This is a genomic window from Chengkuizengella marina, assembly GCF_009910845.1.
Taxonomy (GTDB): Bacteria; Bacillota; Bacilli; order Paenibacillales; family KCTC-33759; genus Chengkuizengella; species Chengkuizengella marina.
Window position 1 is genome coordinate 77,228 of sequence record NZ_SIJB01000005.1, and the last position, 24,161, is coordinate 101,388.

The 24,161-nt window shown below is 35.2% G+C and carries 26 protein-coding genes; 25 read left to right on the forward strand and 1 reads right to left on the reverse strand.

Annotation, left to right across the window (positions count from 1 at the left end; genetic code table 11):
- Window positions 1–85: 85 nt before the first annotated feature.
- Genes ERL59_RS01980 through nagZ form a run of 3 tightly spaced genes read left to right on the forward strand, consistent with a single transcriptional unit; the run spans window position 86 to window position 2,678 of the window.
- On the forward strand, window positions 86–838 hold the full coding sequence (locus tag ERL59_RS01980; RefSeq protein ID WP_160643953.1) for a DUF4184 family protein: 753 nt from the start codon (window positions 86–88) through the stop codon (window positions 836–838).
- Window positions 835–1,335: a GNAT family N-acetyltransferase gene (locus ERL59_RS01985; protein ID WP_160643955.1), complete on the forward strand. Its 501-nt coding sequence runs from the start codon at window positions 835–837 to the stop codon at window positions 1,333–1,335. The genes ERL59_RS01980 and ERL59_RS01985 overlap by 4 nt, the downstream gene beginning before the upstream one ends.
- A gap of 41 nt (window positions 1,336–1,376) precedes the next feature.
- Window positions 1,377–2,678 (forward strand): beta-N-acetylhexosaminidase, encoded by a 1,302-nt coding sequence (nagZ, locus tag ERL59_RS01990; RefSeq protein ID WP_160643957.1) that lies wholly within the window; start codon window positions 1,377–1,379, stop codon window positions 2,676–2,678.
- A gap of 165 nt (window positions 2,679–2,843) precedes the next feature.
- On the opposite strand, the gene ERL59_RS21515 is transcribed toward nagZ, so the two are convergent.
- Window positions 2,844–2,930, reverse strand: a complete 87-nt coding sequence (locus tag ERL59_RS21515; protein WP_407925668.1) for a putative holin-like toxin — start codon at window positions 2,928–2,930, stop codon at window positions 2,844–2,846.
- Window positions 2,931–3,113: 183 nt separating this feature from the next.
- On the opposite strand from ERL59_RS21515, the gene ERL59_RS01995 reads away from it, so the two are divergent.
- From ERL59_RS01995 to argF, 22 genes are all read left to right on the forward strand, one after another.
- Window positions 3,114–3,533 (forward strand): flagellar protein, encoded by a 420-nt coding sequence (locus tag ERL59_RS01995; RefSeq protein WP_160643959.1) that lies wholly within the window; start codon window positions 3,114–3,116, stop codon window positions 3,531–3,533.
- Between the two features lie 94 nt (window positions 3,534–3,627).
- A complete protein-coding gene (flgM, locus tag ERL59_RS02000) occupies window positions 3,628–3,894 on the forward strand; it encodes a flagellar biosynthesis anti-sigma factor FlgM (protein WP_160643961.1) in 267 nt (88 codons plus the stop codon).
- 15 nt (window positions 3,895–3,909) lie between these two features.
- On the forward strand, window positions 3,910–4,407 hold the full coding sequence (locus tag ERL59_RS02005; protein WP_160643963.1) for a flagellar protein FlgN: 498 nt from the start codon (window positions 3,910–3,912) through the stop codon (window positions 4,405–4,407).
- A 38-nt stretch (window positions 4,408–4,445) separates the two neighbouring features.
- Window positions 4,446–6,014 (forward strand): flagellar hook-associated protein FlgK, encoded by a 1,569-nt coding sequence (gene flgK, locus ERL59_RS02010; protein WP_160643965.1) that lies wholly within the window; start codon window positions 4,446–4,448, stop codon window positions 6,012–6,014.
- Window positions 6,015–6,040: 26 nt separating this feature from the next.
- Window positions 6,041–6,946 carry a flagellar hook-associated protein FlgL gene (gene flgL / locus ERL59_RS02015; RefSeq protein WP_160643967.1) on the forward strand — a complete coding sequence of 302 codons (906 nt, stop codon included), beginning with the start codon at window positions 6,041–6,043 and terminating at the stop codon, window positions 6,944–6,946.
- Between the two features lie 17 nt (window positions 6,947–6,963).
- Complete coding sequence (locus ERL59_RS02020) at window positions 6,964–7,536, forward strand: DUF6470 family protein (protein WP_160643969.1); 573 nt, start codon at window positions 6,964–6,966, stop codon at window positions 7,534–7,536.
- 144 nt (window positions 7,537–7,680) lie between these two features.
- The gene (fliW, locus tag ERL59_RS02025; RefSeq protein WP_160643971.1) at window positions 7,681–8,127 is read left to right on the forward strand and encodes a flagellar assembly protein FliW; all 447 of its coding nucleotides are present in this window, start codon (window positions 7,681–7,683) and stop codon (window positions 8,125–8,127) included.
- 2 nt (window positions 8,128–8,129) lie between these two features.
- Window positions 8,130–8,360 (forward strand): carbon storage regulator CsrA, encoded by a 231-nt coding sequence (csrA, locus tag ERL59_RS02030; RefSeq protein WP_160643973.1) that lies wholly within the window; start codon window positions 8,130–8,132, stop codon window positions 8,358–8,360.
- Between the two features lie 157 nt (window positions 8,361–8,517).
- Complete coding sequence (locus ERL59_RS02035) at window positions 8,518–9,633, forward strand: flagellin N-terminal helical domain-containing protein (protein ID WP_160643975.1); 1,116 nt, start codon at window positions 8,518–8,520, stop codon at window positions 9,631–9,633.
- A 145-nt stretch (window positions 9,634–9,778) separates the two neighbouring features.
- A complete protein-coding gene (locus tag ERL59_RS02040) occupies window positions 9,779–10,183 on the forward strand; it encodes a flagellar protein FlaG (protein ID WP_235929759.1) in 405 nt (134 codons plus the stop codon).
- Between the two features lie 15 nt (window positions 10,184–10,198).
- Complete coding sequence (gene fliD, locus ERL59_RS02045) at window positions 10,199–11,689, forward strand: flagellar filament capping protein FliD (RefSeq protein ID WP_160643977.1); 1,491 nt, start codon at window positions 10,199–10,201, stop codon at window positions 11,687–11,689.
- A 20-nt stretch (window positions 11,690–11,709) separates the two neighbouring features.
- Window positions 11,710–12,105 carry a flagellar export chaperone FliS gene (fliS, locus tag ERL59_RS02050; RefSeq protein ID WP_160643979.1) on the forward strand — a complete coding sequence of 132 codons (396 nt, stop codon included), beginning with the start codon at window positions 11,710–11,712 and terminating at the stop codon, window positions 12,103–12,105.
- Window positions 12,098–12,433 (forward strand): flagellar protein FliT, encoded by a 336-nt coding sequence (fliT, locus tag ERL59_RS02055; RefSeq protein ID WP_160643981.1) that lies wholly within the window; start codon window positions 12,098–12,100, stop codon window positions 12,431–12,433. Before fliS ends, fliT begins: the two co-directional genes overlap by 8 nt.
- 408 nt (window positions 12,434–12,841) lie before the next feature.
- Window positions 12,842–13,396: a ribosome hibernation-promoting factor, HPF/YfiA family gene (hpf, locus tag ERL59_RS02060; protein ID WP_160643983.1), complete on the forward strand. Its 555-nt coding sequence runs from the start codon at window positions 12,842–12,844 to the stop codon at window positions 13,394–13,396.
- A gap of 449 nt (window positions 13,397–13,845) precedes the next feature.
- Complete coding sequence (secA, locus tag ERL59_RS02065) at window positions 13,846–16,368, forward strand: preprotein translocase subunit SecA (protein WP_160643985.1); 2,523 nt, start codon at window positions 13,846–13,848, stop codon at window positions 16,366–16,368.
- Window positions 16,369–16,455: 87 nt separating this feature from the next.
- A protein-coding gene (gene prfB / locus ERL59_RS02070) for a peptide chain release factor 2 (protein WP_160644047.1) occupies window positions 16,456–17,563 on the forward strand; the annotation gives its coding sequence in 2 pieces (ribosomal slippage) (window positions 16,456–16,527 and window positions 16,529–17,563; 1,107 coding nt in all).
- 174 nt (window positions 17,564–17,737) lie between these two features.
- On the forward strand, window positions 17,738–18,634 hold the full coding sequence (locus ERL59_RS02075; protein ID WP_160643987.1) for a YitT family protein: 897 nt from the start codon (window positions 17,738–17,740) through the stop codon (window positions 18,632–18,634).
- Window positions 18,635–18,720: 86 nt separating this feature from the next.
- Window positions 18,721–19,770, forward strand: a complete 1,050-nt coding sequence (gene argC, locus ERL59_RS02080; RefSeq protein WP_160643990.1) for an N-acetyl-gamma-glutamyl-phosphate reductase — start codon at window positions 18,721–18,723, stop codon at window positions 19,768–19,770.
- A gap of 16 nt (window positions 19,771–19,786) precedes the next feature.
- Window positions 19,787–21,016: a bifunctional glutamate N-acetyltransferase/amino-acid acetyltransferase ArgJ gene (gene argJ, locus ERL59_RS02085; RefSeq protein WP_160643992.1), complete on the forward strand. Its 1,230-nt coding sequence runs from the start codon at window positions 19,787–19,789 to the stop codon at window positions 21,014–21,016.
- A 59-nt stretch (window positions 21,017–21,075) separates the two neighbouring features.
- The gene (argB, locus tag ERL59_RS02090) at window positions 21,076–21,894 is read left to right on the forward strand and encodes an acetylglutamate kinase (protein ID WP_160643994.1); all 819 of its coding nucleotides are present in this window, start codon (window positions 21,076–21,078) and stop codon (window positions 21,892–21,894) included.
- A 27-nt stretch (window positions 21,895–21,921) separates the two neighbouring features.
- A complete protein-coding gene (locus ERL59_RS02095; RefSeq protein ID WP_160643996.1) occupies window positions 21,922–23,118 on the forward strand; it encodes an acetylornithine transaminase in 1,197 nt (398 codons plus the stop codon).
- The gene (gene argF / locus ERL59_RS02100; RefSeq protein WP_160643998.1) at window positions 23,115–24,068 is read left to right on the forward strand and encodes an ornithine carbamoyltransferase; all 954 of its coding nucleotides are present in this window, start codon (window positions 23,115–23,117) and stop codon (window positions 24,066–24,068) included. The genes ERL59_RS02095 and argF overlap by 4 nt, the downstream gene beginning before the upstream one ends.
- The last annotated feature ends 93 nt before the right edge of the window (window positions 24,069–24,161 follow it).

Genomic DNA, 24,161 nt, shown 5'->3' on the forward strand with positions numbered 1-24,161 from the left:
CATAAAAATAGGTACAATGTTAGACCTGATTATAGATAGCTTTATTTCATAGATGGAATAGACATACTAATAAAGGAGAATCAATATGCCATTCACTTTCTCACATCCTCTATATGCCCTTCCACTAAAATGGATCAAACCAAAGTATTTTTGTGTTACAGGCCTCGTACTAGGAAGTATGTCCCCTGATTTTGAGTATTTCATAGCATTGGAACCCTACCGAACAATAGGTCACTCGGTAACAGGATTATTTGTACAAGCCATTCCACTAAGTATTTTATTTGTTTTTATTTTTCATAAAATAATGATTAAAGCCCTATCATTACATTTACCAAGACTCTATAACTTAGATATGAGGTCCTATCAAGTGTTCCATTCATGGGAGTTAAATACGTTTCGAAAATGGATTGTTTTTTTAACCTCAGTAGTTATTGGCTTCTTTTCTCATATTTTTATAGATGCGTTTACACATACAAGTGGATATTTTGTTTTAAAATTTTCTTTTTTATCAAATACAATAAATGCGATACCTGTTTATAAGTTACTTCAGCACACATTATCTTTATCAGGTCTTGTCTTCTTAACCCTCCTTTGTTTCCAAGTATTGCATAAACAAAATAATGTAAATAGAAAAACAATCATTAGTCAAAATCAAAAGCTAAAATACTGGAGTATTGTTCTATTCATTGCTTTGATAGTTACTATGTTGAAACTTGTATTCACATCTAGCAATAATATAATTGGAATCCTAGTCGTATCACCCATTTCTGGAATGTTATTAGGCATATTTGCAGCATCATTGTTTTATAAAATAAATAAAAGGAGAAATATAAAATGATAGAAACTGATCGTCTCATCTTTCGAAAGTACACATTGAAAGATTTAGATTTCTTAATCTCTATGACCTCTGATCCAGAAATGATGAAATATATTGGTAAAGGAACAACCTGGACCGAGGATTTTACGAAAGAACGAATGAAATTATGGATGAACAGATATGAAGAAGGTCATATTAGTTTAATGTTAGCGATTAGAAAATCAGATCAATCTTTTATTGGACATGCAGGACTACTTCCACAAGAAGTAGAAGGGAAAGATGAACTAGAAGTTGGTTATTGGATTGCTAAACCCTATTGGGGTCAAGGTTATGCTTCCGAAGCAGCTATCGCTTGGAAGGAATACGGGATGAATCATTTAGGGAAAGATAGATTAATTTCACTTATAAAACTTGGAAACACAGGGTCACAGAATGTCGCAAAGAAAAACGGGATGTCCTTAGAAAAAGAAATCGTTTTTCATGAGGTAGAAGCAGAGATGTGGTCCATTCATCGATAAAATAAAGTTCAAGGTGTGTCCTTTAGAAAGGAATGAATGACATGAAGAAATGGGTCTTAATATCCTTTGTTTTAGTAATTAGCTTTCTCACAGCTTGTCAGAGTGCTGATCCCCTAGATTTAAGTCAGTCTCCACCAACAGATAATCCAGAGTCTAACCCTGCAGAGGAGACAGCTCCAAAAGATTCGGGTTCACCAAATGATGATCAATCTTCTTTTATAGAAGATGAACAAGAACAAGATCCAATCATTCAACAACTTGAACAAATGACATTAAAACAAAAAATCGGTCAACTTTTTGTAGTTGGTTTTGATGGTTTGACACCAAATGATCAAATTAAAACCTTGATTCAAAAGCACCATGTTGGTGGCATTATTTTATTTAGTAGAAATATTGAAACAAGTAAGCAGCTTTTACAGCTAACCAATGATTTAAAGCAATTAAATCAGTCCAATCAAATCCCTTTATTTATCTCTGTAGATGAAGAAGGCGGTAGAGTATCTCGTTTGCCAAGTAATGCGACCAAATTTCCGTCTAATTTATTTATAGGGGGGAAGGGTAATCCTGTACTAACTCATGATATCGGATTAGTGATTGGTAATGAATTAGCCGCACATGGTTTTAATATGGATTATGCACCTGTTTTTGATGTTTTCAGTAATCCCCAAAATACAGTTATCGGAGACCGTGCTTATGGAACAACACCAGAGATTGTTAAAGAACATGGAAACGCATTGATGTTCGGTTTGCAAAAATCGAATGTCATTCCTGTAGTGAAACATTTCCCTGGTCACGGTGATACTATTATTGATTCACATAAGGGTTTACCTGTTGTTCATAAAACGGTAGAACAGCTGAAAGAAATGGAACTACAACCATTTCAAGGAGCAATTCAGGAAGGAGCAGATGTAGTAATGGTTGCCCATATCCAATACCCTAATATAGATGGAAGTGGGAAACCTGCGTCATTATCTAAAACAATCATAACGGAGTTATTACGAAATGAAATGGATTTTCAAGGTGTTGTTATCACGGATGATATGGAAATGGGAGCGATTAAAAAATATTACGGAGCAGGGGAAGCTGCTGTATATGCTGTTCAAGCTGGGGTGGATCTTTTACTTTATTCACATCAATATGATTTGCAATTAGAAGCAATACAATCAATAGAAGTTGCTGTTGAAACTGGAGAAATTTCTTTACAACAGTTAAATGAAAGAGTAGAGAGAATATTAAGGTTAAAGGAGAAATATCACTTAAATGATTACCCTTTATCTGAAGCAGGTCTTGAGATTATAGGTTCTGAGGAACACCAAGCTGTAAGAGATCAGTTAATGGATTAAATAGTGCATTTTCAATAAGTGAGTGGTATAATATGTATATTAAAAGATACAATAAAAAAGAGCCGGGTGCCAGCCGACTCCGTGTACAACTCATTTTGGTAGGGACTCCTTCCGAAATAAAAAATTTGGAGGAAATAACCCATTAGGCGGTCAACCTAAAGCGGGTTATTTCCTTTTTTCGACATATGTCAATAACGCCAGAAGAAATATTCCGAACATGATCATATCGACAAAGGAAATGATCGTAAGCATCACCTCCTTATCAGGAAGGAGCTTATTCCCACTCAAGTTGAAGGTTTACCAGGAATATTATACCATAATTTTCTACATTTTAATGTAAAAATCGACAATTCAGTATACACGCAAACCTTCTTCAGGTATTATATTAAATAAAAAATATTTTGGTAGGATTGATAGAAATCTGAGGTGTATATTATGTCTATAGATCAATTAAATAATTGTATAAATTGCGGTCGTTTATTTGTAAAAAACGTTAGTAACATTTGTCCAAGATGTGTAGAAGATATCAATCAACAATATGAAAGATGTGCGGAATATATAAAAGAAAACCGTGCATGTACGATTTATGAATTAAGTGAAGAAACAGATGTATCCGTTCGACAAATCACACAATTTATTCATGAAGGTAGAATCTTAATCAGTGACTTAGAAAACTTAGGTTATCCTTGTAATTCATGCGGCCAATTAATAAAAGTAGGAAGAGTATGTGATAACTGCAGTCTTAGAATTGCAAGAGAGGTTCGTGATGTAACAAGTAGAAATGCTGAAGATAATCAAGAAGAGGTGAAAGCTTCTTATCTTCACAAAAACAGCAGCATCAAAAAGAAATTTTAAAATAATATCTATAAAGTTTCTCACTAAACTTGCCGATAATAATAGTAAATGACTATCGGCTAATTTGTATGTAATGATATGTGAGGTGATCCACATGAAAATTAATAAAATCAATCCAGTTAATGCGATTCAAAATTATCGTCAACAGCAGGATATAAACCAAGAAAAGAAAGCCAGCAAAAAGGCTATGCAGCGGGATGAAGTGCAAATTTCACCTGAAGCGAAGGAACTGCTAGATGCAAAACCGACCGAACGTGAAGAGAAAATTGAAGATTTAAAACAAAGCGTCTCTAATGGGACGTATCAAGTAGATACCAATAAAATCGCAGAGAAACTATTACCGTATTTCAAAAAACAATGAAAAAGGTGAGAGAGCATGTCAGTTTATGACATCGTACAACATTTAGAAACGTTGGATCAGCTTCACTTCAACTTAATAGAGCTTGGTAAGCAAAAAAAACAAATCATAATCGATAATAATATAGAAGAACTTTCGAAAATCATGAATCAGGAGTCAACGCTGCTAAAGCAAATTACTGAAGTAGATGCTAAACGAATAAAGGTTGTTGAAAACATCTTAAAACAAAAAGGAATGCAGCCTACTCCTAACCTTACCATTACAGAGTTAACAAGATTTATCATTGATCCAGAGGAACAAAAAGCTTTGAAGGCAGCACAGAATAAACTTTTGAGTACTATGGATGAAATGAAACAAGTGAATAAATTAAATCAACAATTAATTGAACAATCTTTATCTTATATCAATGTGACATTGGAAACGGTACTAGGCACAGCAGATGAAAATGTGACTTATCAAAATCCATTAGAGAATAAACATGCATCTCGTAAAGGAATATTTGATATTAAAGGTTAATTAATATAGATCGGACTAATTTGCAAAGGGGAATACATATGGGATCTACATTCGGAGGAATAGAAATCGCCAAACGTTCTTTAACCGCTCAGCAAACGGTAATGAATACGATTGGGCATAATATAGCAAATGCAAATACAGTGGGATATACTAGACAATCCGTAAATCTTGTCGCTTCTAAACCTATGGAAGCTCCAGGTTTAATGAGAAGTACAAACCCAGGTCAAATTGGACAAGGGGTAGATTTTGATTCCATTAATAGAATTAGAGACAGCTTTTTAGACGATCAGTATCGAAATGAACAGAAATATCTAGGAGAATGGTCTATTAAAGAAGATACATTACAAAAATTAGAAGCTATTTTTAACGAACCTTCTGAAACAGGCTTAACGCAAGTTCTCGAGAAGTTTTGGAACGCATGGCAAGATGTTAGTAATGATCCAGAGAATGTTACAGCACGTACTGCCTTAAAAGAAAATGCATTGGCGTTAACAGATACTTTGAATCAATTAGATAAACAGCTCCATGATTTTGCAAACGATTTAACTGAAAATATGAATGTGAAAATGACAGAAGCAGATAATATGCTAACGCAAATTACAAATTTAAATAACGAGATTTTCAGAATAGAAGGAATGGGTGATAATGCAAATGATCTAAGAGATCAGAGAGATGTTCTTGTGGACAAGCTTTCCAATATTGTAAATATCGATGTTTCTGAAACAGAAAGTGGCTACTCAATCACTATGGGTAGCATTAGTTTAGTAAATGGGATTAACAAAGAATTTACATTTGACGAAGCCTCTTTAAACAGCAGCATTTCTTCTGGAGATTTAAATAGCGGTGAACTATACGGTATGGTTCAATCAAGGGATGAATATATAGCAGAATATGCTTTTCAAATAGATGCCATGGTTAAAGCATTGGTAGAAGGGGATGTAGAAGTTACCCTTCCTGAGGGTTCTATTATTCCTGAAGGGACAATCTTAAATGGCATTACTTATACTGGAACAATAGAAGATAGAACACTAGGATCAGATACAACCGTAACAGTCAAAGGTTTGAATGGGATACATGAATTAGGTTACTCTCTTGAAGACCCTCCACAAACAGGCACTCCATTTTTTACTTTAAAAGAGGGTGCTACGGAATGGGATGCAAGCAGTATTACTGTAAATCCAGAAATACAGGACAATCCTTCAAAAATTGCTTCATCGTCAAGAGTTGACGAAAGTGGTAATGTAATCTTCGGAAATAATGATATTTCCTTATTAATTGGGGGAATGAAAAACATAGATTTAAGTTACACTTCAGGCACAGCAGGAGATCCAGTATTGTCTAACGGCACTTTTGATGAATTTTTCCGATCCATGATTGGGCAATTAGGTGTACAATCTCAGGAGGCAAGTCGACAAGTAGATAATCAACTAGTGTTGGTACAACAAGTTGAAATCAATCGCTTATCCGTGAGTGGAGTATCTTTAGATGAGGAATTAGCGGATATGATCAAATTTGAACAAGCATATAATGCTTCCGCACGAATGATGACAACGATTGATGAATTGTTAAATAAATTAATCAATGGAACAGGTCGAGTAGGGCTATAGAAAGCTGATTGAAGGAGTCGTTGAAGATGAGAGTTACTTCAGGAATGATGAATACACAATTATTAACGAATTTAAATAATAACCTTGAAAGAATGACGAAATATCAAGAGCAATTATCCTCTACAAAAAAATTAAATAAACCTTCAGATGATCCAGTTGGTGTTACTTATGCTCTAAGATACAGATCCGATCTATCAGCAAACAAACAGTATACGGAGAATGTAAGTTCAGCACTTTCTTGGTTAGAGTATTCTGACTCCATTTTAGATCAAACAAACGATGTATTAGATCGTGTGCGAGAACTAACAGTACAAGCCTCTAATGGAACGAATGATGATGCAGCACTTAATTCCATAAAAGAAGAAATGGAAGAACTATATGGACAATTAGTTACGATTGGAAACAGTGAGTTTAATGGAAAGTATGTTTTTAACGGACAACAAACAAATATAAAACCGTATACTGAAGGCAATGCAAAAAATGAGTCCACGGATACGGGTCAGATCCTATATGCAATTGGAGAAGGGACGAAGATGGCTGTAAACGTAACAGGGGATCAAGTATTTGGTGGATTAAACCCGGATGGTACACCACAAGAAGATAATGCATTTAAAGTCATCGATGATATTCTGACTCAATTAGAAAACGGAGATTTTGATGCTCTTTCAAATAGCTTAGGAACACTTGACTCTCGAATAGACAAGCTATTGAGTGTTCGTGCGGAGGTTGGAGCAAGAACGAATCGAGTGGAACTGACTAAATCTCGATTAGAGGATAACGATATTAATCTTCAAACTGTACTTTCTAAAACAGAAGATGCTGACTTAGCATTTGTAATAACTAAATTAACGGAGAGTGAGTATGTATATCAAGCGGCACTTTCTGTTGGCGCTAATATGATCTCTGTAAGTTTAGTAGATTTTCTAAGATAAAAAGGTGGTAGGTTCACATGGCTTCTATTCCTCGTATCCAAATATTCCAGCAATATGCTCAGATTGGCTTAGACATTACGCAAGGTAAAACTGAGATGAAGATGCCTAGAGCTACGTTTGAAATGAATTCTAACAATCCCAAAACGTTGGTTACTTCCAGTGGAAAAGCTGAATTAAGAATTAATCAAGATAGAGCTTGGGATGCTATGGCTATTGGAGACCATTTAGCCTATATGCAAAATGTATATCAACAGGGAAAACAGATTTCATTGCAGGGAATAGAACGTAGGGTACAAAATGGGGACAGATTAGCTGCCATTCATTTAGGTGGAAATCCAATTGGGGAAATTGCCAAACAACAAGCATTTGCTGAAGTACCTGTGTACACTACAGGACCTGCCTCAAGACTAAATGTGGACGTTCAAGTTAACCCAACTAAAACAGAGATCGGTTTAGAACGAGGTTCGGTAGAGCTCCAATCACAACATATTCCGTTTGAAATTTCTCGTGATCAAAGCAAAGTAGATGTATATTTGTTACAAAAGAATTCTCTTGATATACAACCTCCACAAATGGATATGCAAATATAATAAATATTGAAAACTATAGTGTAAATTTTCCTATAGTTTTTTTGATACTTAAAATATTAAATTGATTTTCAAATTCTAAGGGTTCGATAGTTTTTGTTGTTATAATGTAAAGAATATGAAAATGAGATAGGAGAGTGAATTTAAATGAAAATAAAAACGAAACATTTTGGAGAAATAGAAATTGATGAGAGCAAGATTATGACATTTACTAAAGGATTACTAGGTTTCGAAGATGTAAAAAGTTATGCATTGCTTAAACTAGATCAAGAAATCCCTTTAACCTATATGCAGGCTGTTGAAGAGCAAAATTTAAATTTTATTATATTAGATCCTTTTCAATTTTTTAAGGATTACAATGTAGAGTTATCTAATGAAATACAAAAAGAATTGGACATTAAAGAGCCTTCAGAAGTTGCGATTTGGTCACTTGTATCGATTCAAGATAACTTAGAAAATGCTACATGTAACTTAATAGCCCCACTTGTGATAAACATCAGAACAAAACAAGGTAAACAAATCATCCTTCACAATTCTAGTTATACTACAAAGCATACTTTTATTCCTAAAAAAGCTGAAGTGGAGGGTGGATAAACATGTTAGTGCTGACAAGAAAAAAAGGACAATCCATCATGATCGGAGATGACATTGAATTAACCATCATTGAAACAGAAGGGGAAACCGTTAAAGTAGGAATTTCGGCCCCTAAAGAGGTACAAGTTTATAGGTCTGAAGTATATGAATCGATCAAACTTTCGAACCAAGAAGCTGCGAATTTGAAGGTTGATCCGACAAAATTACAAGCATTGTTTCAAAAAAAGACATAAATCAAACTTTTTTTTAAAAATTTTAATTTAACTATAAAGTTTTTAACTAGTTCGTTCGATATATATAGTAAGCTTATTTTACTAGGTAAATTTACCCAACAAAATAGCAAACCACACGGATGTGGGAAAACATTAAATTTCAAGGAGGAAGAATATTATGATTATTAATCACAATATTACAGCTTTAAACACGTACAACCAATTAAGTTCAGCAAACTCAAGTACAGGCAAAGGAATGGAGAAACTATCATCTGGTCTTCGTATAAACCGTGCAGGAGACGATGCAGCAGGCCTTGCAATTTCTGAAAAAATGAGAGGTCAAATTCGAGGTTTAGACCAAGCTTCTCGTAATGCACAAGATGGAATCTCTTTAATTCAAACTGCTGAGGGTGCTTTAGACGAAACCCAATCTATCGTACAACGTATGCGTGAACTATCCGTTCAGGCAGCGAATGATACGTATACGGATGCAGATCGTGCAGAACTTCAAAAAGAAGTAGATGAATTAATTAGTGAAGTTGACAGGATTGCATCAGATACAGAGTTCAATACGAAGAATTTACTAGATGGTTCACAAGCAGGGGCTGAAGTTGTAGGTGGATCTGCTGCAGACATGACTGCAAACTATACTAGTGCTAATGCAACATTAGAAATTGATGATAATGCAATTACACTTACTAGTGTTAATGCACTAGATGGTTCAGGTACTGCTATTGACCCTACAGCATTCTTAGCTGCATTAAATACTGACTTATCAGGTTCTGGTTACACAGCTACAATTGATGGAAGTAATGTTTTGACTATCAGTAGTGATGATGGTTCTGGATTTCAAATTACTACTACTGCTAATTTAGGTCTTTCAGTAGGTTCTTCTACAGGTGATGCATTAAGTTTCCAAATAGGTGCAAATCAAGGTCAGAACATTAGTTTCACTATTTCTGACATGTCAGCATCAGCATTAGGTATTGATTCTATCGATATTTCAACAAAAGATGGAGCAGATGCGGCAATTTCAGTACTAGATTCAGCAATACAATCTGTTTCAACAGAACGAGCTAAATTAGGTGCCAATCAAAACCGTTTAGAACATACAATTAATAATTTAGGTACAGCATCTGAGAACCTAACTGCGGCAGAATCACGTATCCGTGATGTAGATATGGCAAAAGAAATGATGTCCTTTACAAAAGATAACATCTTAAGTCAGGCTGCAACAGCAATGTTAGCTCAAGCAAACCAATTACCTCAAGGAGTTCTTCAACTTCTAGGTTAATATTAACTACTTTGAATTTCCTAAAAGATCCTAGAATACATTCTAGGATCTTTTACTTGTTTAATGTATTTTAACGATCCTACCTAACAAATAATCACTTATTAACCGATATAAATGATATAGAAAGAATCAAGGAGGATTTCTGATGAGTATGAACGTTTCATTTGATTCAAAATCATCTAACATTTCTCTTTCTTCAAATGAAGGGGTAAATCAGACAAATGAAAATTCCTTTAGAGTTAATCCATCATCAGAGTCAGAACAGCTTGCTAAAACGGTAAAACAACTTAAATTAAAGGAAGCTGAAGGTGAAACACTATCTATTAGTGAAAAGCAGCTGGTGAGATTAGTAGAGCAATCTAATAAAGCCATGTCACTATCATCTACTTCGTTAGAATATTCTGTGCATGAGGTCACAAATGATATTATGGTGAAGGTGTTAGATAAAGAAACCGGAGAGTTAATTCGTGAGGTTCCACCTGAAAAAATAGTAGATTTACTTGCCAAAAGTCTGGAGATGGCAGGAATTATCATAGACGAACGACGTTAGTTAGGAGAATGACTTATGGAAATAAGATTTACGGGTTTAGCTTCAGGTATTGATACTGAATCCATTGTTACTGAATTAATGAAGGTTGAGCGTTTAAAACTAACGAAACTTGAAAGAAATAATCAAGAAACGGAATGGAGAAGGCAAGATTATTTAGATATAAATGCTAAGATTTTAGATTATCGCAATAATAAAGTGTTTAATTTCACGTTAGAAGGAACATTATCCTCTAAACAAACTCAATTATATGGGGATACGGGTTCCATTACTGCAAAAGCAAGTACTAGTGCAGTAAATGGGAGGATTCAAGTTGAAGTAAAGTCATTAGCTACAGCTGCAACTAACTATAGTAAAGATCCGATTGCTGTAGATGGTTTTGTTTCAGACGATTCTCTACAAAGTCAAGATGCTCTTTTAAACGGTGCACCAACTTTATCCGAAACATATACATTTGCTATTAACGGAACAGAAATAGAGGTAAACACAGCTGAAGATTCATTAGATGATATTATAGAAAGAATTAATAAAAATACGGATGTAAGTGCGTATTATAGTGATGCAGAAAAGAAAATTTCATTTGTTGCTAACGAAACTGGTGCTTCTACGATTGATTTTACTGATTTAGACGGAGATTTCCTTACAAATATACTGAAAGTTGATTCGACAAATGAATTAGCTGGTACTGATGCTGAAGTGTATATAAATGGACTACAGACATTTCAGAGCAGTAATAAGTTTGATGTAAATGGAGTAGCAGTCACTATACAAGAAATTGGTTCTCCAACTACAATTGAAGTATCTAATGATGTAGATTCAATTGTTGAATCTGTTAATCAATTTATTGAAGAATATAATGAAATATTAAATACATTGCAGGAAAAAATCGGTGAAGATAAAGATTATGACTATTATCCTCTTTCAGATGAAGAGAAGGATGAATTAACAGAGGATGAAATAGAAAAATGGGAAGAGCAAGCAAAAAGTGGTTTGTTAAAAAATGATGACTATATAACAAAAGCTATTGATGCGATGAGATCAATTTCATATACATCTGTAGATACTGGAAGTGATATCTACAATACTTTGAGCTCCATAGGTATTACAACAGGTAATTATCAAGAAAAAGGAAAGTTATATTTGGATGAAAGTAAACTTCGTGAAGCAATTGAAGTGGATTCTGAAGCCGTAGTTAACATGTTTGCTGTAAATTCATCCTCTGACGAAAATACGGAGGGTGCAGGAGTAGGTGAAATTATTTATGATGCCCTTGGGGATACATTAAAAGAAATTGCAGATGTTGCAGGTAGTTCTAGCACATCCTTTGATGACAGTATTTTAGGTAAAGAAATGAAAGAACTAGATCAAGACATATATGATTGGGAAAATCGGTTAATAGATATTGAAGAACGTTATTACGCTCAGTTTACAGCAATGGAATTAGCCATAGATACCTATAATAGTCAACTTGAATACATATTGAGTGCATTTGGTGGACAACAAGCATAATAGGATAGGGGGAGTTTTAGATGTACCAAAACCAACAAAACAAATACTTACAAACATCAATACAAACCGCATCACCAGCAAAGTTATTAATTATGTTATACGATGGGGCCATTAAATTTAGTAAATTAGCTATTGCAGCGATTGAAGATAAAAATTTTGAAGCTGCGAATACAAACATTGTGAAAGTACAAAATATTATTAATGAATTTATGGTCACTTTAGATCAAAAAGCGGATATTGCTAAAGATTTAATGAAATTATATGAGTACATAATGCATCGTACAACTGAAGCAAATATGAAAAAGGATGTACAAATTATTGAGGAAGTCATAGATTTCCTACAACAGTTAAAAGAAACATGGGTAGAAGCAAGTAAATCATTGAACAAAGAGTCGAAAGAGATTCAGTATGGATAAGCTGATCTCACAATTAGAGGAACTAACAAAACAAACCTTTGACCAACTTAACTCCATGAATTACGAACAGTTAGAACAGTTTGTGCAAAAACGGGAAAAAATTATCAACCAAATAAAAAATATTAAAATTTCAAATGAACATAAACAAAAATATCAGAAACTGATTCAAAACATCACTCAGTATGATAAACAAATTTTAGAAAAAATGAAAAAATTAAAAGACGAAGCATCACAAGAACTTCATAAAATACGATCTGGAAAAAAACAAAAAACAGCATATCAAAATGCGTATACTGCAGACAGTGTATTTTTTGATAAAAAAAAATAATAACACACTAAGAAGGAACAAACAGAAGCTCTAACATAGATAGGGCTTTTTTGTTTTGTATTGATGTCAGAATCGTAAAATGAACATATCCACAGGTTGATTTACTTAATTTTTATAAAATAATACCTAAATAACCAATATTATCAATATATGTAATTGATAATATATAAAAAATAGTCTTTAACATTAAGTATGTTATAAAATAATCCACATTATCCACAAAATCGATATAAAGACCTGTGGATTATGTGGACAAATATGTGAATAACCAATGAAAACAAGCTTTCATTTAACTCACTAACTGTTTATATCCTAATTTTCGAAAAACATTAACAATTTTAAGCTCTAGGGATTTTGAACAGATTATATGAATATGATAAAATAAGATTAGGAAGGAGGAGTTACTTTATGAAATATAATATCCGTGGAGAAAACATTGAAGTGACTAGCGCTTTAAGAGATTATGTAGAGAAAAAGATAGGTAAATTGGAAAGATATTTTGATGCTCCCCCTACATCAGATGTACATGTAACATTAAGTGTTTTAAAAGGTTTACAGAACGTTGAGGTGACCATTCCATTAACTGGTGTGATTTTACGAGCAGAGGAAAAAAACGAGGACATGTATGCTTCTATTGATTTGGTTTTAGACAAATTGGAGAGACAAATCAGAAAGCATAAAACAAAAGTAAATCGTAAATTCCGTCAAGAGGGTAGTTTAAGAACACTATTTAAAGAAAATGGAAACTTATTTTCTCAAACAAATTTAGAGGAAGAAGATGACCTCGAAGTAGTAAGAAACAAAAAGTTTACTTTGAAACCAATGGATTTAGAAGAAGCAATTTTACAAATGAATATGGTTGGACATAATTTTTTCGTTTTCTCAAATATGGATACACAAGATGTAAATGTAGTATATAAAAGAGATGATGGTAAATACGGTTTAATTGAACCAGCAAAATAAGAACTAAATTATATACATGACTAAAAAGCTTGATCCTTTGGGGATCAGGCTTTTTAATTGCTTACTATTCTTCCTAACTAGGCTAATTACAGTTGTGCAAGTGGAGGTCATAACTGTAACTACCTTGTTTTTCTATTCTTAATCTTATTTTAATCTCCCATTAAGGATCATTTCATCTTTATTTTGTACAATGAACTTGTGAACAACAACAACCATTCCCATTGTAAAGGAAATGAAAAGACTAAGAACAACTAAATCAACCACCTTTTATTAAGAAAACTCGTCCTCTCCCAAGGCGAGTTTTCTACTTTTAGCTAGTTATTTGTAACTTAAAAATATATTAAATTTTCAAACATTACTCATATGAATGGTTCATATTCTTGAACGCAATACTACAAACTGATACAATTTATATATTATGTTATTTTAGGGAAAGGGGTTCTTCAACGATGATAGGACTCGTTAAAAAAATATTAGGGGATCCAAATGAGCGCGAATTAAAGCGTATCATGAAAAAGGTTAACCAAATTAACGAATTAGAACCGAAATTTGAAAGTTTGTCAGATACTGAATTAGCGAATAAAACAATTCAATATAAAGAAAGATTAGCTAAAGGTGAAACTTTAGATGATTTATTACCTGAAGCGTTTGCTACCGTCAGAGAGGCATCAAAGCGAAAATTAGGTAAACGGCATTTTGATGTACAAATGATTGGTGGGATCGTACTTCATGAAGGTGAAATTGCTGAAATGAAAACAGGGGAAGGAAAAACCCTAGTTGGGACACTTCCTGCATACTTAAATGCTTTGGCTGGAAATGGCGTGCACGTCATCACAGTTAATGATTACTTAGCAACAACCCAAAGTGAAGAAATGGCTCAGATACATGAGTTTCTTGGTTTAACTGTGGGTGTTAACTTAAACGGTATGTCACACGATGAAAAAAGAGAAGCATACGGTTGTGATATTACTTATGGTACAAACAATGAATTTGGATTTGACTATTTGCGCGATAATATGGTGTTATATCGGAATCAAATGGTACAACGCCCATTATCCTATGCGATCATAGATGAAGTGGATTCAATTCTAGTTGATGAAGCTCGTACTCCATTGATTATTTCAGGACAAGCTGCAAAATCCACTGAATTATATATGACAGCAGATCGTTTAGTTCGTACATTTAAAATAGAAGAAGATTTTACAGTAGACATTAAAGTTCGGTCTGTTACATTAACAGAAAACGGAGTATCAAAGGTTGAAAAAGCTTATGGCATTGAAAACTTATTTGATCACCAGCATGTCACTTTAAATCATCACATTACACAAGCTTTAAAAGCTCATGCCATTATGAAAAGAGATACAGATTATGTTGTACAAGAGGGCGAAGTGGTCATTGTTGATGAATTTACAGGTCGTTTAATGGCGGGAAGAAGATATAGTGAAGGATTGCATCAAGCCATTGAAGCAAAGGAACATATGGAGATTCAAAAAGAAAGTATGACCTTAGCGACGATTACATTGCAAAACTTCTTTAGAATGTATCAGAAGTTATCAGGGATGACAGGGACAGCAAAAACAGAAGAAGAAGAATTCAGCAAAATTTACGGTTTAAATGTCATCGTGATCCCTACGAACAAACCGATGATTCGTAAAGATATGCCAGATGTTATTTATAAAACGGAAGAAAGTAAGTACAAAATGGCGGTAGAAGAAATCATGAACCGTCATCAAACAGGTCAACCCGTACTGGTAGGAACAGTATCCATTGAAAACTCGGAACTAATCTCTAAGTTGCTAAAGAAAAAAGGAGTTCCTCACCAAGTATTAAATGCAAAACACCATGAAGAAGAAGCCGAAATTGTATCTCGAGCTGGTCAAGATGGAGCCGTTACGATTGCTACCAATATGGCGGGTCGTGGTACGGATATTATGTTAGGTTCAGGAGTAGCAGATAAAGGTGGCTTGCATATTATAGGTACAGAACGTCATGAAAGTAGACGTATCGATAATCAGCTGCGTGGTCGTTCAGGCCGTCAAGGAGATCCAGGGTCTACACAATTTTATCTTTCACTTGAAGATGAACTTATGCGTCGATTTGGTGCAGAGAACATTATGGGTATGATGGACCGCTTAGGATTTGAAGAGGATCAACCTTTAGAAAGCAAAATGATTTCAAAAGCCGTTGAATCTGCACAAAAACGTGTAGAAGGAAATAACTTTGACGTTCGTAAAATCGTATTACAGTTTGATGATGTCATGAATCAACAACGTTTAATCATTTATAAGCAGCGTAGAGAAGTGTTGGAATCTGAAAACATTCGTGATGTAACGATCGAGATGATATATTCCGTCATAGATCGCATTACAGATGCTCACTGTCCTTCCGATCTAGTACCTGAAGAATGGGATTTAAAAGCGATTATCGACTATGCAAATGGAACCTTCTTGCATGAAGGTCAATTGACAGAAAAAGAACTAAAAGGCAAAGAAAAAGAAGAAATCGTTGAATTAATGAAAGATCTAGTGAAACGATTGTATGATGAGCGTGAAGAGCAATTAGGCGAACAAATTATGCGTGAGTTTGAAAAAGTAGTCGTGTTGCGTGCAGTAGACCGCAAATGGATGGATCATATTGATATGATGGATCACATGAGACAAGGGATTCACCTTCGTGCTTATGGGGGTACAGATCCATTGCGTGAATATCAGTTTGAAGGGTTTGAGATGTTTGAAAAAATGATCGCAAGTGTCCAAGAAGAGGTTTCCACTTACATCATGAAAGCAAACGTACAGGCGAATGTTCAACGTGAAGCCGTAGCAGAAGGTCAAGCTCAAGATCCGAAAGCAGCACGAGAAAAACAAAAACCAAAAACACATCGTCGTACAGAAGAGAAAATAGGAAGAAACCAACCTTGCCCATGCGGAAGTGGAAAGAAATATAAACAGTGTCATGGTAAAGAACAAGCATAAAAAAAGAAAGGGATTGTCGGAGGAGCAAAAATACCGACTGGATGCAACACTTTTTCTGTAACGACAAATAGATAGGGGAGTTTTATGATGATAGAACCTGAAGTGAAACAAGACATGCGAGAAATCGCAAACCGAATTACACAATTACGGGGGTCTCTTTGACTTAGATCTAAAACAAGAGCAGATTGCCAATTATGAAGAAAAAATGTCAGCCCCTGATTTTTGGGATGACCAGAATAAAGCACAAAAAGTCATCTCAGAGGTAAATGCAATTAAATCTGTGGTTGAGCAGTTTGAAGGTCTTGCTACAGAGTCTGATGATACAATGTTGATGCTGGAACTTGCTGAAGAAGAAAAAGATGAAAGCTTAGTAAGTGACATTATTGAAAGCATAAAACAACTTCAACAAAAACTAGAAAACTATGAATTGCAATTATTATTAAATGAACCTTATGATAAATTCAATGCATATCTAGAACTTCATCCAGGTGCAGGCGGTACAGAGTCTCAAGATTGGGCAGAAATGCTGCTTCGCATGTATCGAAGATGGGCGGATAAAAGAGATTTTAAAGTAGATACCATTGATTTTTTGCCTGGTGATGAAGCTGGAGTAAAAAGTGTCACTTTATTAATTAAAGGTCATAATGCGTATGGATACTTAAAAGCAGAAAAAGGTGTCCATCGATTAGTTCGAATTTCACCTTTTGATTCGTCTGGTCGCAGACACACATCATTTGTATCTTGTGATGTAGTACCAGAAATTGATGATGAAGTTGAAATTGAAATCAATACTGAAGATCTTAAAATAGATACGTACCGTGCTAGTGGTGCAGGTGGACAGCATATCAATACAACGGATTCAGCCGTAAGGATCACTCATATTCCTTCCGGAGTCATCGTGACTTGCCAAAATGAACGTTCACAAATTAAAAACAGAGAACAAGCCATGAAAATGTTAAGATCCAAGTTATATGAGAAGAAAATTGAAGAACAACAGCAGGCACTTGCAGAAATACGTGGGGAACAACAAGAAATTGGATGGGGCAGTCAAATTCGCTCTTATGTATTTCATCCATACAGTATGGTGAAAGACCATCGTACCAATGTGGAAACAGGGAATACTGATGCCGTGATGGATGGAGAACTCGATCCATTTATTGATGGTTATTTAAGAAAACAAATAGATCAAGAGTAACGATAACACCATCAAATAGTAGAAGATATCCTGCATATCTATTATGCGGGGTGTTTTTTTGTGTAATAAGAGACGACTCTTATACTTATAATAAGGATCATAAATAAGTAAGAACAAATTAAATTTATTATCTCATTATTTAGCGTATATTTATTAAAGGAGAAAGACATTCAAATGCAAAACAAAACAGAAACGAAACGTTTACGCAGAAGAGAACCACTCATTCAATATGGCACTCCATTACATCATATCGTAGAATATGTCCAATTGATCGTTGGCTCATTTATTGTAGCTTTCAGCTTTAACTTATTACTAAATCCAAATGAAATCGCTTCAGGTGGGGTCGTTGGAGTATCTACTATTTTAGATTCTTTATTTAACTGGGAACCAGCAGTAACACAATGGGCGATTAATATTCCTTTATTTATAGCCGGTGTGATTTTAGTAGGAAAGAAGTTTGGTGTAAAAACAGCAATTGGCTCCATTATTACACCATTATTTATTTTACTTACGAACGATCTAACACCTCCAACCAATAATTTATTATTAGCCACCATTTTTGGTGGAATTGGAATCGGTTTTGGATTAGGTATCGTTTTTCGTGGTCGCGGTTCAACAGGTGGAATGGATCTAGCCGCTCAAATCATACATAAATATACAGGATTAAGTTTGGGATTATCCCTTGCTCTTTTAGATGGGTTAGTCATATTAACTGCAGGTATCTTAATTTCCCCTGAAAAGGCAATGTATGCTTTAATCGGGTTATTTGTGACAAGCAAAACGATCAATGCTGTACAAATTGGATTATCTTATTCTAAAGTTGCATACATTATAACGAACGAAACGGAAGCTGTACAAGAGGCGATTATTAATGAAATAGACCGTGGCTTAACAAAACTTTCAGGATATGGTGGATACACAGAAGAAGAAAAAATCGTATTTATGGTCGTGGTCGGACAAACAGAAGTTACAAAACTTAAAACACTTGTCAAAACAATTGATCCTAACGCGTTTATTATTCTTAGTGACACAAATGAGGTTTTAGGACAGGGATTTAAATTTACAACTTAAAATTTTGAAAAAAAGACCATTGAATTTATATTATCTTGAATGTATAATAATACATATCTTTGAATAAATAGACGGGGGAAACACGGATGAACAATCCAATTAGAGCGGCGATTATAGGTTCAACAGGCTATGGAGGTGTTGAGCTCATTCGTTTTTTAATCAACCATCCATATGTAGATATTACTTCGGTCATCTCATCATCCAGTGCAGGTGAATCCATAAGTGATAGTTATCCCCATTTAAATCAATTAGTGGAATTAGATTTGGACCAAGTGGACATAGATTTAATTCAAAAGAAATCGGACGTTGTATTTACAGCGACACCTTCGGGGATTAGCTCTGCGTTAATTCCTGATTTATTAGAAGCAGAATTGAAAGTCATTGATTTATCTGGAGATTACCGATTGAAATCGGGAGAATTATATGTAAAGTGGTATCAACACAAATCACCTTTACCAACTCATTTAGAGCAAGCAGTGTATGGATTATCCGAAGTATTTGCTGAGGACATTCGAACAGCTGAACTTCTTTCTAATCCAGGTTGTTATCCAACTGCTGCTAGTTTAGGATTAATTCCTGCCTTGTCTATGAAAAAAATTGATCCAAAATCCATAATTATAGATGCGAAATCAGGAGCTTCAGGCGCGGGAAGGAAATTAGGATTATCTGTACATTATTCAGAATTAAATGAAAATTTAAAACCATACAAAGTGAATCAACATCAACATATTCCTGAAATAGAACAGACATTAAGTCGGTTTGTGGGAGAACAAACTACCATCACCTTTACCACTCACTTAGTCCCGATGACTCGTGGAATCATGTGTACGATGTATGCAAATTTAGTAGAACCTTGTGACGAACAACAACTGATAGATCAATATCGAAAGTACTTTAAAGGTCGACCTTTTGTGCGAATACGAGATAAAGGAAGATGGCCATCTACGAAGGAAGTAGCCGGATCAAATTATTGTGATATTGGTTTTTCAATTGATGAACGAACTGGCAGACTGACGATCATTTCAGTCATAGACAATGTCGTTAAAGGTGCTGCCGGTCAAGCGATACAAAATTTGAATTTAATGATGGGATGGGATGAAACTACTGGATTGGAAATGATACCAGTGTACCCATAATGAGGAGTAGAGACAAATGATTTCTGAACAGACATTTAAAATCATACGAGATGGTACGATTACGACCCCAAAAGGTTTTAAAGCCTGTGGGTTGCATTGTGGAATAAAGAGATCTAAGCGGTATGATATTGGTTCAATCGTTTGTGAAGTTCCAGCAGAAGCAGCCGCCGTATATACCTTAAATAAAATTCAAGCTGCACCTTTAGGAATCACTAAAAACAGTTTACAGAAAGAGGGCAAACTACAAGCCATTGTTGTAAATAGTGGAAATGCAAATGCATGTACTGGAAAACAAGGAGAAATAGATGCACTTCATATGAGAGCTGAAACTGCAAAAGTGTTAGAACTTCCGGAGTACTATGTTGCCGTTTCTTCCACAGGTGTTATAGGAGAATGTTTGCCAATGGATAAAATTTTAGATGGTATCAGAAGGTTGCCCTCCAACATGAGTAATGAAGGTGGTAGAGACTTCGGTCAATCTATTTTAACTACAGATTTAACTGAGAAAAGTGTATGTGTAGAAGTAGAAATTAACGGGAAACCGGTATACATCAGTGGAGCAGCTAAAGGTTCAGGTATGATACATCCGAACATGGCAACGATGCTTGGATTTATTACTACAGATGCAAACATACAAAGTACTCAGCTCCAATCTCTATTAAATGAAGTGACAGATCTTAGCTTTAATATGATTACTGTTGACGGTGATACAAGTACGAATGACACCGTGATGGTCATGGCAAGTGGATTAGCCTATAATGACTCTTTACATCAAAATCATCCAGATTGGTTCGTTTTTAAGGCCGCTTTTCAATATGTATCTGAAGTTTTAGCTAAAGAAATTGCTAGAGATGGTGAAGGAGCTACCAAACTAGTAGAAGTTGAAGTGGTGGGAGCAGAAACAGATGAAGATGCTAGAAAAGCAGTGAAAACAATCATAGGTTCTAGCTTAGTAAAATCTGCGATTTTTGGTGCAGATGCCAACTGGGGAAGAATTATTGCAGCAGTAGGTAGAGCAGGGATTCCAATCAATCCAGATACGATTGATATCCGACTTGGTGAAATTACGATGATGGAACAGTCAACACCAGTTCCATTTGATGAACTTCAGGCAGAATTTTACTTGAAGAAAGCAGCTGAAATCCACATTCATGTCAACCTGAATATAGGAAATAGTCGTGCTAAAGGGTGGGGTTGTGATTTGACATATGAATACGTTCGGATTAATGCTTCCTATCGAACCTAAATGACCCTTAAAAGTAAGGGAATATTTCATAACTTACTAGATCTTAAAGGAGGTGCATCATGAGGTGTATCATAAATTCCAAAAGTTTTGTACTTAAATGTGGAGGTAGTACATTGACGAGACTGCCTACAACTTTTTTCCAAGAGTTAAAGAGCTTACAAGACGAAGGATTTTCACCTGTGATCGTTCATGGTGGAGGTCCAGCAATCTCAAACACATTAGCTAAACTAAATATTGAAACAGAATTTATCAATGGACTGCGAAAAACAACAAATGAAGTATTGGACGTTGTTGAGATGGTTCTTTCAGGAAAAATGAACAAAGAAATCGTTCGAAAAATTCAAATGAATGGTGCCAACACTTTAGGGCTTTCTGGTGTAGATGGAAACCTGCTAGAAGCAGAACCCGTGCACAATGCAGATGAAATAGGATATGTGGGGGAAATCAAACAAGTAAATGCAGAACTTATCCAAAGTTTAACTAACACAGGTTATATACCAGTTATTGCTCCTATCGGAATAGATCGTAACGGACAAAGATACAATGTGAATGCAGATACAGCTGCAGGTGCAGTGGCTTCCCATATAGGAGTCCAAAAAATGATCGTAGTAACAGACGTACCAGGTATTTTAAAAGAAGTGAACCAACAAAAAGAAGTGAACCAACAAAAAGAAGTACTTCCTAATGTTACAACATATGAAATTGAAGAGATGATACATTCAGGTGAAATCTTTGGAGGGATGATTCCAAAAGTTAGAGCCGCTATGAAATGTATCCAAGGAGATGTAAAGGAAGTCATAATTGTTAACGGTGCTGAACCTAACGTTCTAACGAAAGTGCTCAAAGGTGAAAACATCGGAACCCGGATTACGAAGTAACTACAAATAATAAAGAGGTGAAAACGAATGAGTGAAAAAAGCTGTTTATTTCCAACTTACGCAAGATTTCCAATTACATTTGTTAAGGGGGAGGGAAGTCGATTATGGGATGACCAAGGCAATGAATACCTTGACATGATGAGCGGTCTTGCGGTTTCAAACTTAGGGCATGCACCCGAGTCTGTGAAACAAAAAGTGAAATTACAGCTGGATCAACTGTGGCATGTATCCAATCTTTTTACCATTCCGAATCAAGAAAAACTAGCCTCTCTATTAACAAATATAAGCTGTGCTGACGCTGTGTTTTTCTGTAATAGTGGAGCGGAAGCTAATGAAGCAGCTATCAAACTCGCTAGAAGATATAAACAAAAGGTTTTGAGTGAAAATAAATACGAAATCATAACATTTAAGCAATCTTTCCATGGTAGAACATTAGCAACGTTAACTGCAACAGGACAAGAAAAAATTCAAGATGGTTTTTTACCTTTACCAGATGGATTTGTTTATGCCGAGTATAACAATAGTGCTGATGTTGAAAAACATATAAATGGAAAAACATGTGCAGTGATGTTAGAAATGGTGCAAGGAGAAGGTGGGGTTATACCAGCGGATGCTACCTTCGTAAAGGAAATTTCTGATTTATGTAAAAAACATGATTTATTGTTGATCGTTGATGAAATCCAAACAGGCTTGGGACGTACAGGCAAGTGGTTTGCATATGAACATTACGGAATTGAACCAGACATTATTAGCGTAGCAAAAGGGTTAGGAAGTGGCCTTCCTATAGGTGCGATGTTAGGCAAGGGAAAATTAATAGAAGCTTTTAATCCAGGAAGTCATGCAACTACATTTGGTGGTAATCCAGTGATAACAGCGGCGGCGATAGCAACTATCCAAACGATGACAGAATTATTTTTACCCGAAAGAGCGATGGAGCTAGGGGAATGGATGATGGGCCAATTAACAGATCGATTAAAGGATAATCCAATTGTAAAAGAAGTTCGAGGCAAAGGACTGATGATTGGAATTGAATGCGTCCATCCTGTGGTAGAAATTATAAAAGAAACCCATGATGCAGGATTGTTAGTTGTAGGAGCGGGACCGAATGTCATTCGATTGTTACCAAATTTACTCGTGGAGAAAGAAGACTTACAAAAAGCCATTGATGTCATCTGTACGAAACTAGAGCAACATAAAACAACTTGGAAGGAGGCAGTACAATGAGTGTATTAGAGAAAGATTTGATCTTTAATTTAAAAGGAAGAGACTTTTTAGCCCTTATTGATTTTTCAACAGAGGAAATTCAATATTTAATTGATTTTGCTATCAGCTTGAAACAAACTCAAAAAGCAGGAAAGTTATTTCAACCACTAAAGGGAAAAACATTAGGGTTAATTTTTGAAAAATCATCCACTCGTACTAGAATTTCTTTTGAAGTGGGGATGTATCAATTAGGGGGCACAGCTTTATTTTTAAGTAAAAATGATTTACAGATCGGACGAGGTGAGAGCATATGGGATACAGGACGTGTAATGTCAGGGTATTTGGACGGAATTATGCTTCGCACTTTTGAACATCGTAAACTAGTTGATTTAGCTAGAGGATCAACTGTACCTGTAATCAATGGTTTAACTGATTTATCACACCCCTGTCAGGTTTTAGCTGATTTGCAAACCATTGTCGAGCAAAAGGGGAAATTAAGTGGTTTGAAAATCGCTTATATCGGTGATGGCAATAATATGGTACATTCGTTAATGATGGGGGCTGCTAAAGTAGGTATGAATATATCTGTAGCTACACCTTTTGGGTATGAACCAGACAGCGAAGTCATAAAATTATCTCAGGAGAACGGGGTAGCTACTGGTGCAAATGTTGAGGTTCATAATGATCCGAAACTAGCAGTGGCAGAAGCGGATGTAATTTATACAGATGTGTGGGCAAGCATGGGGTTTGAAGAAGAGCAAGGTGAAAGAGTAAAAGCTTTTAAGGATTTTCAAGTAAATGATAATCTAGCTCAATATGCCAAGTCCGATTATTTATTTATGCACTGCCTTCCAGCACATCGTGGAGAAGAAGTAACAGGAGACATCATGGACGGAAAACATTCGATTGTATTTGATCAAGCTGAAAATCGTTTACACGCACAAAAAGCAATTATGGCTTCAATTTTGTAAGGCTATTTAAGTGATTTGTCCTTGTGAGTGACTTTTGCGGTGTGTGCAAGTGGAAGGAATAAGGACATACACGTATACCGAGGAGAGAGAAAC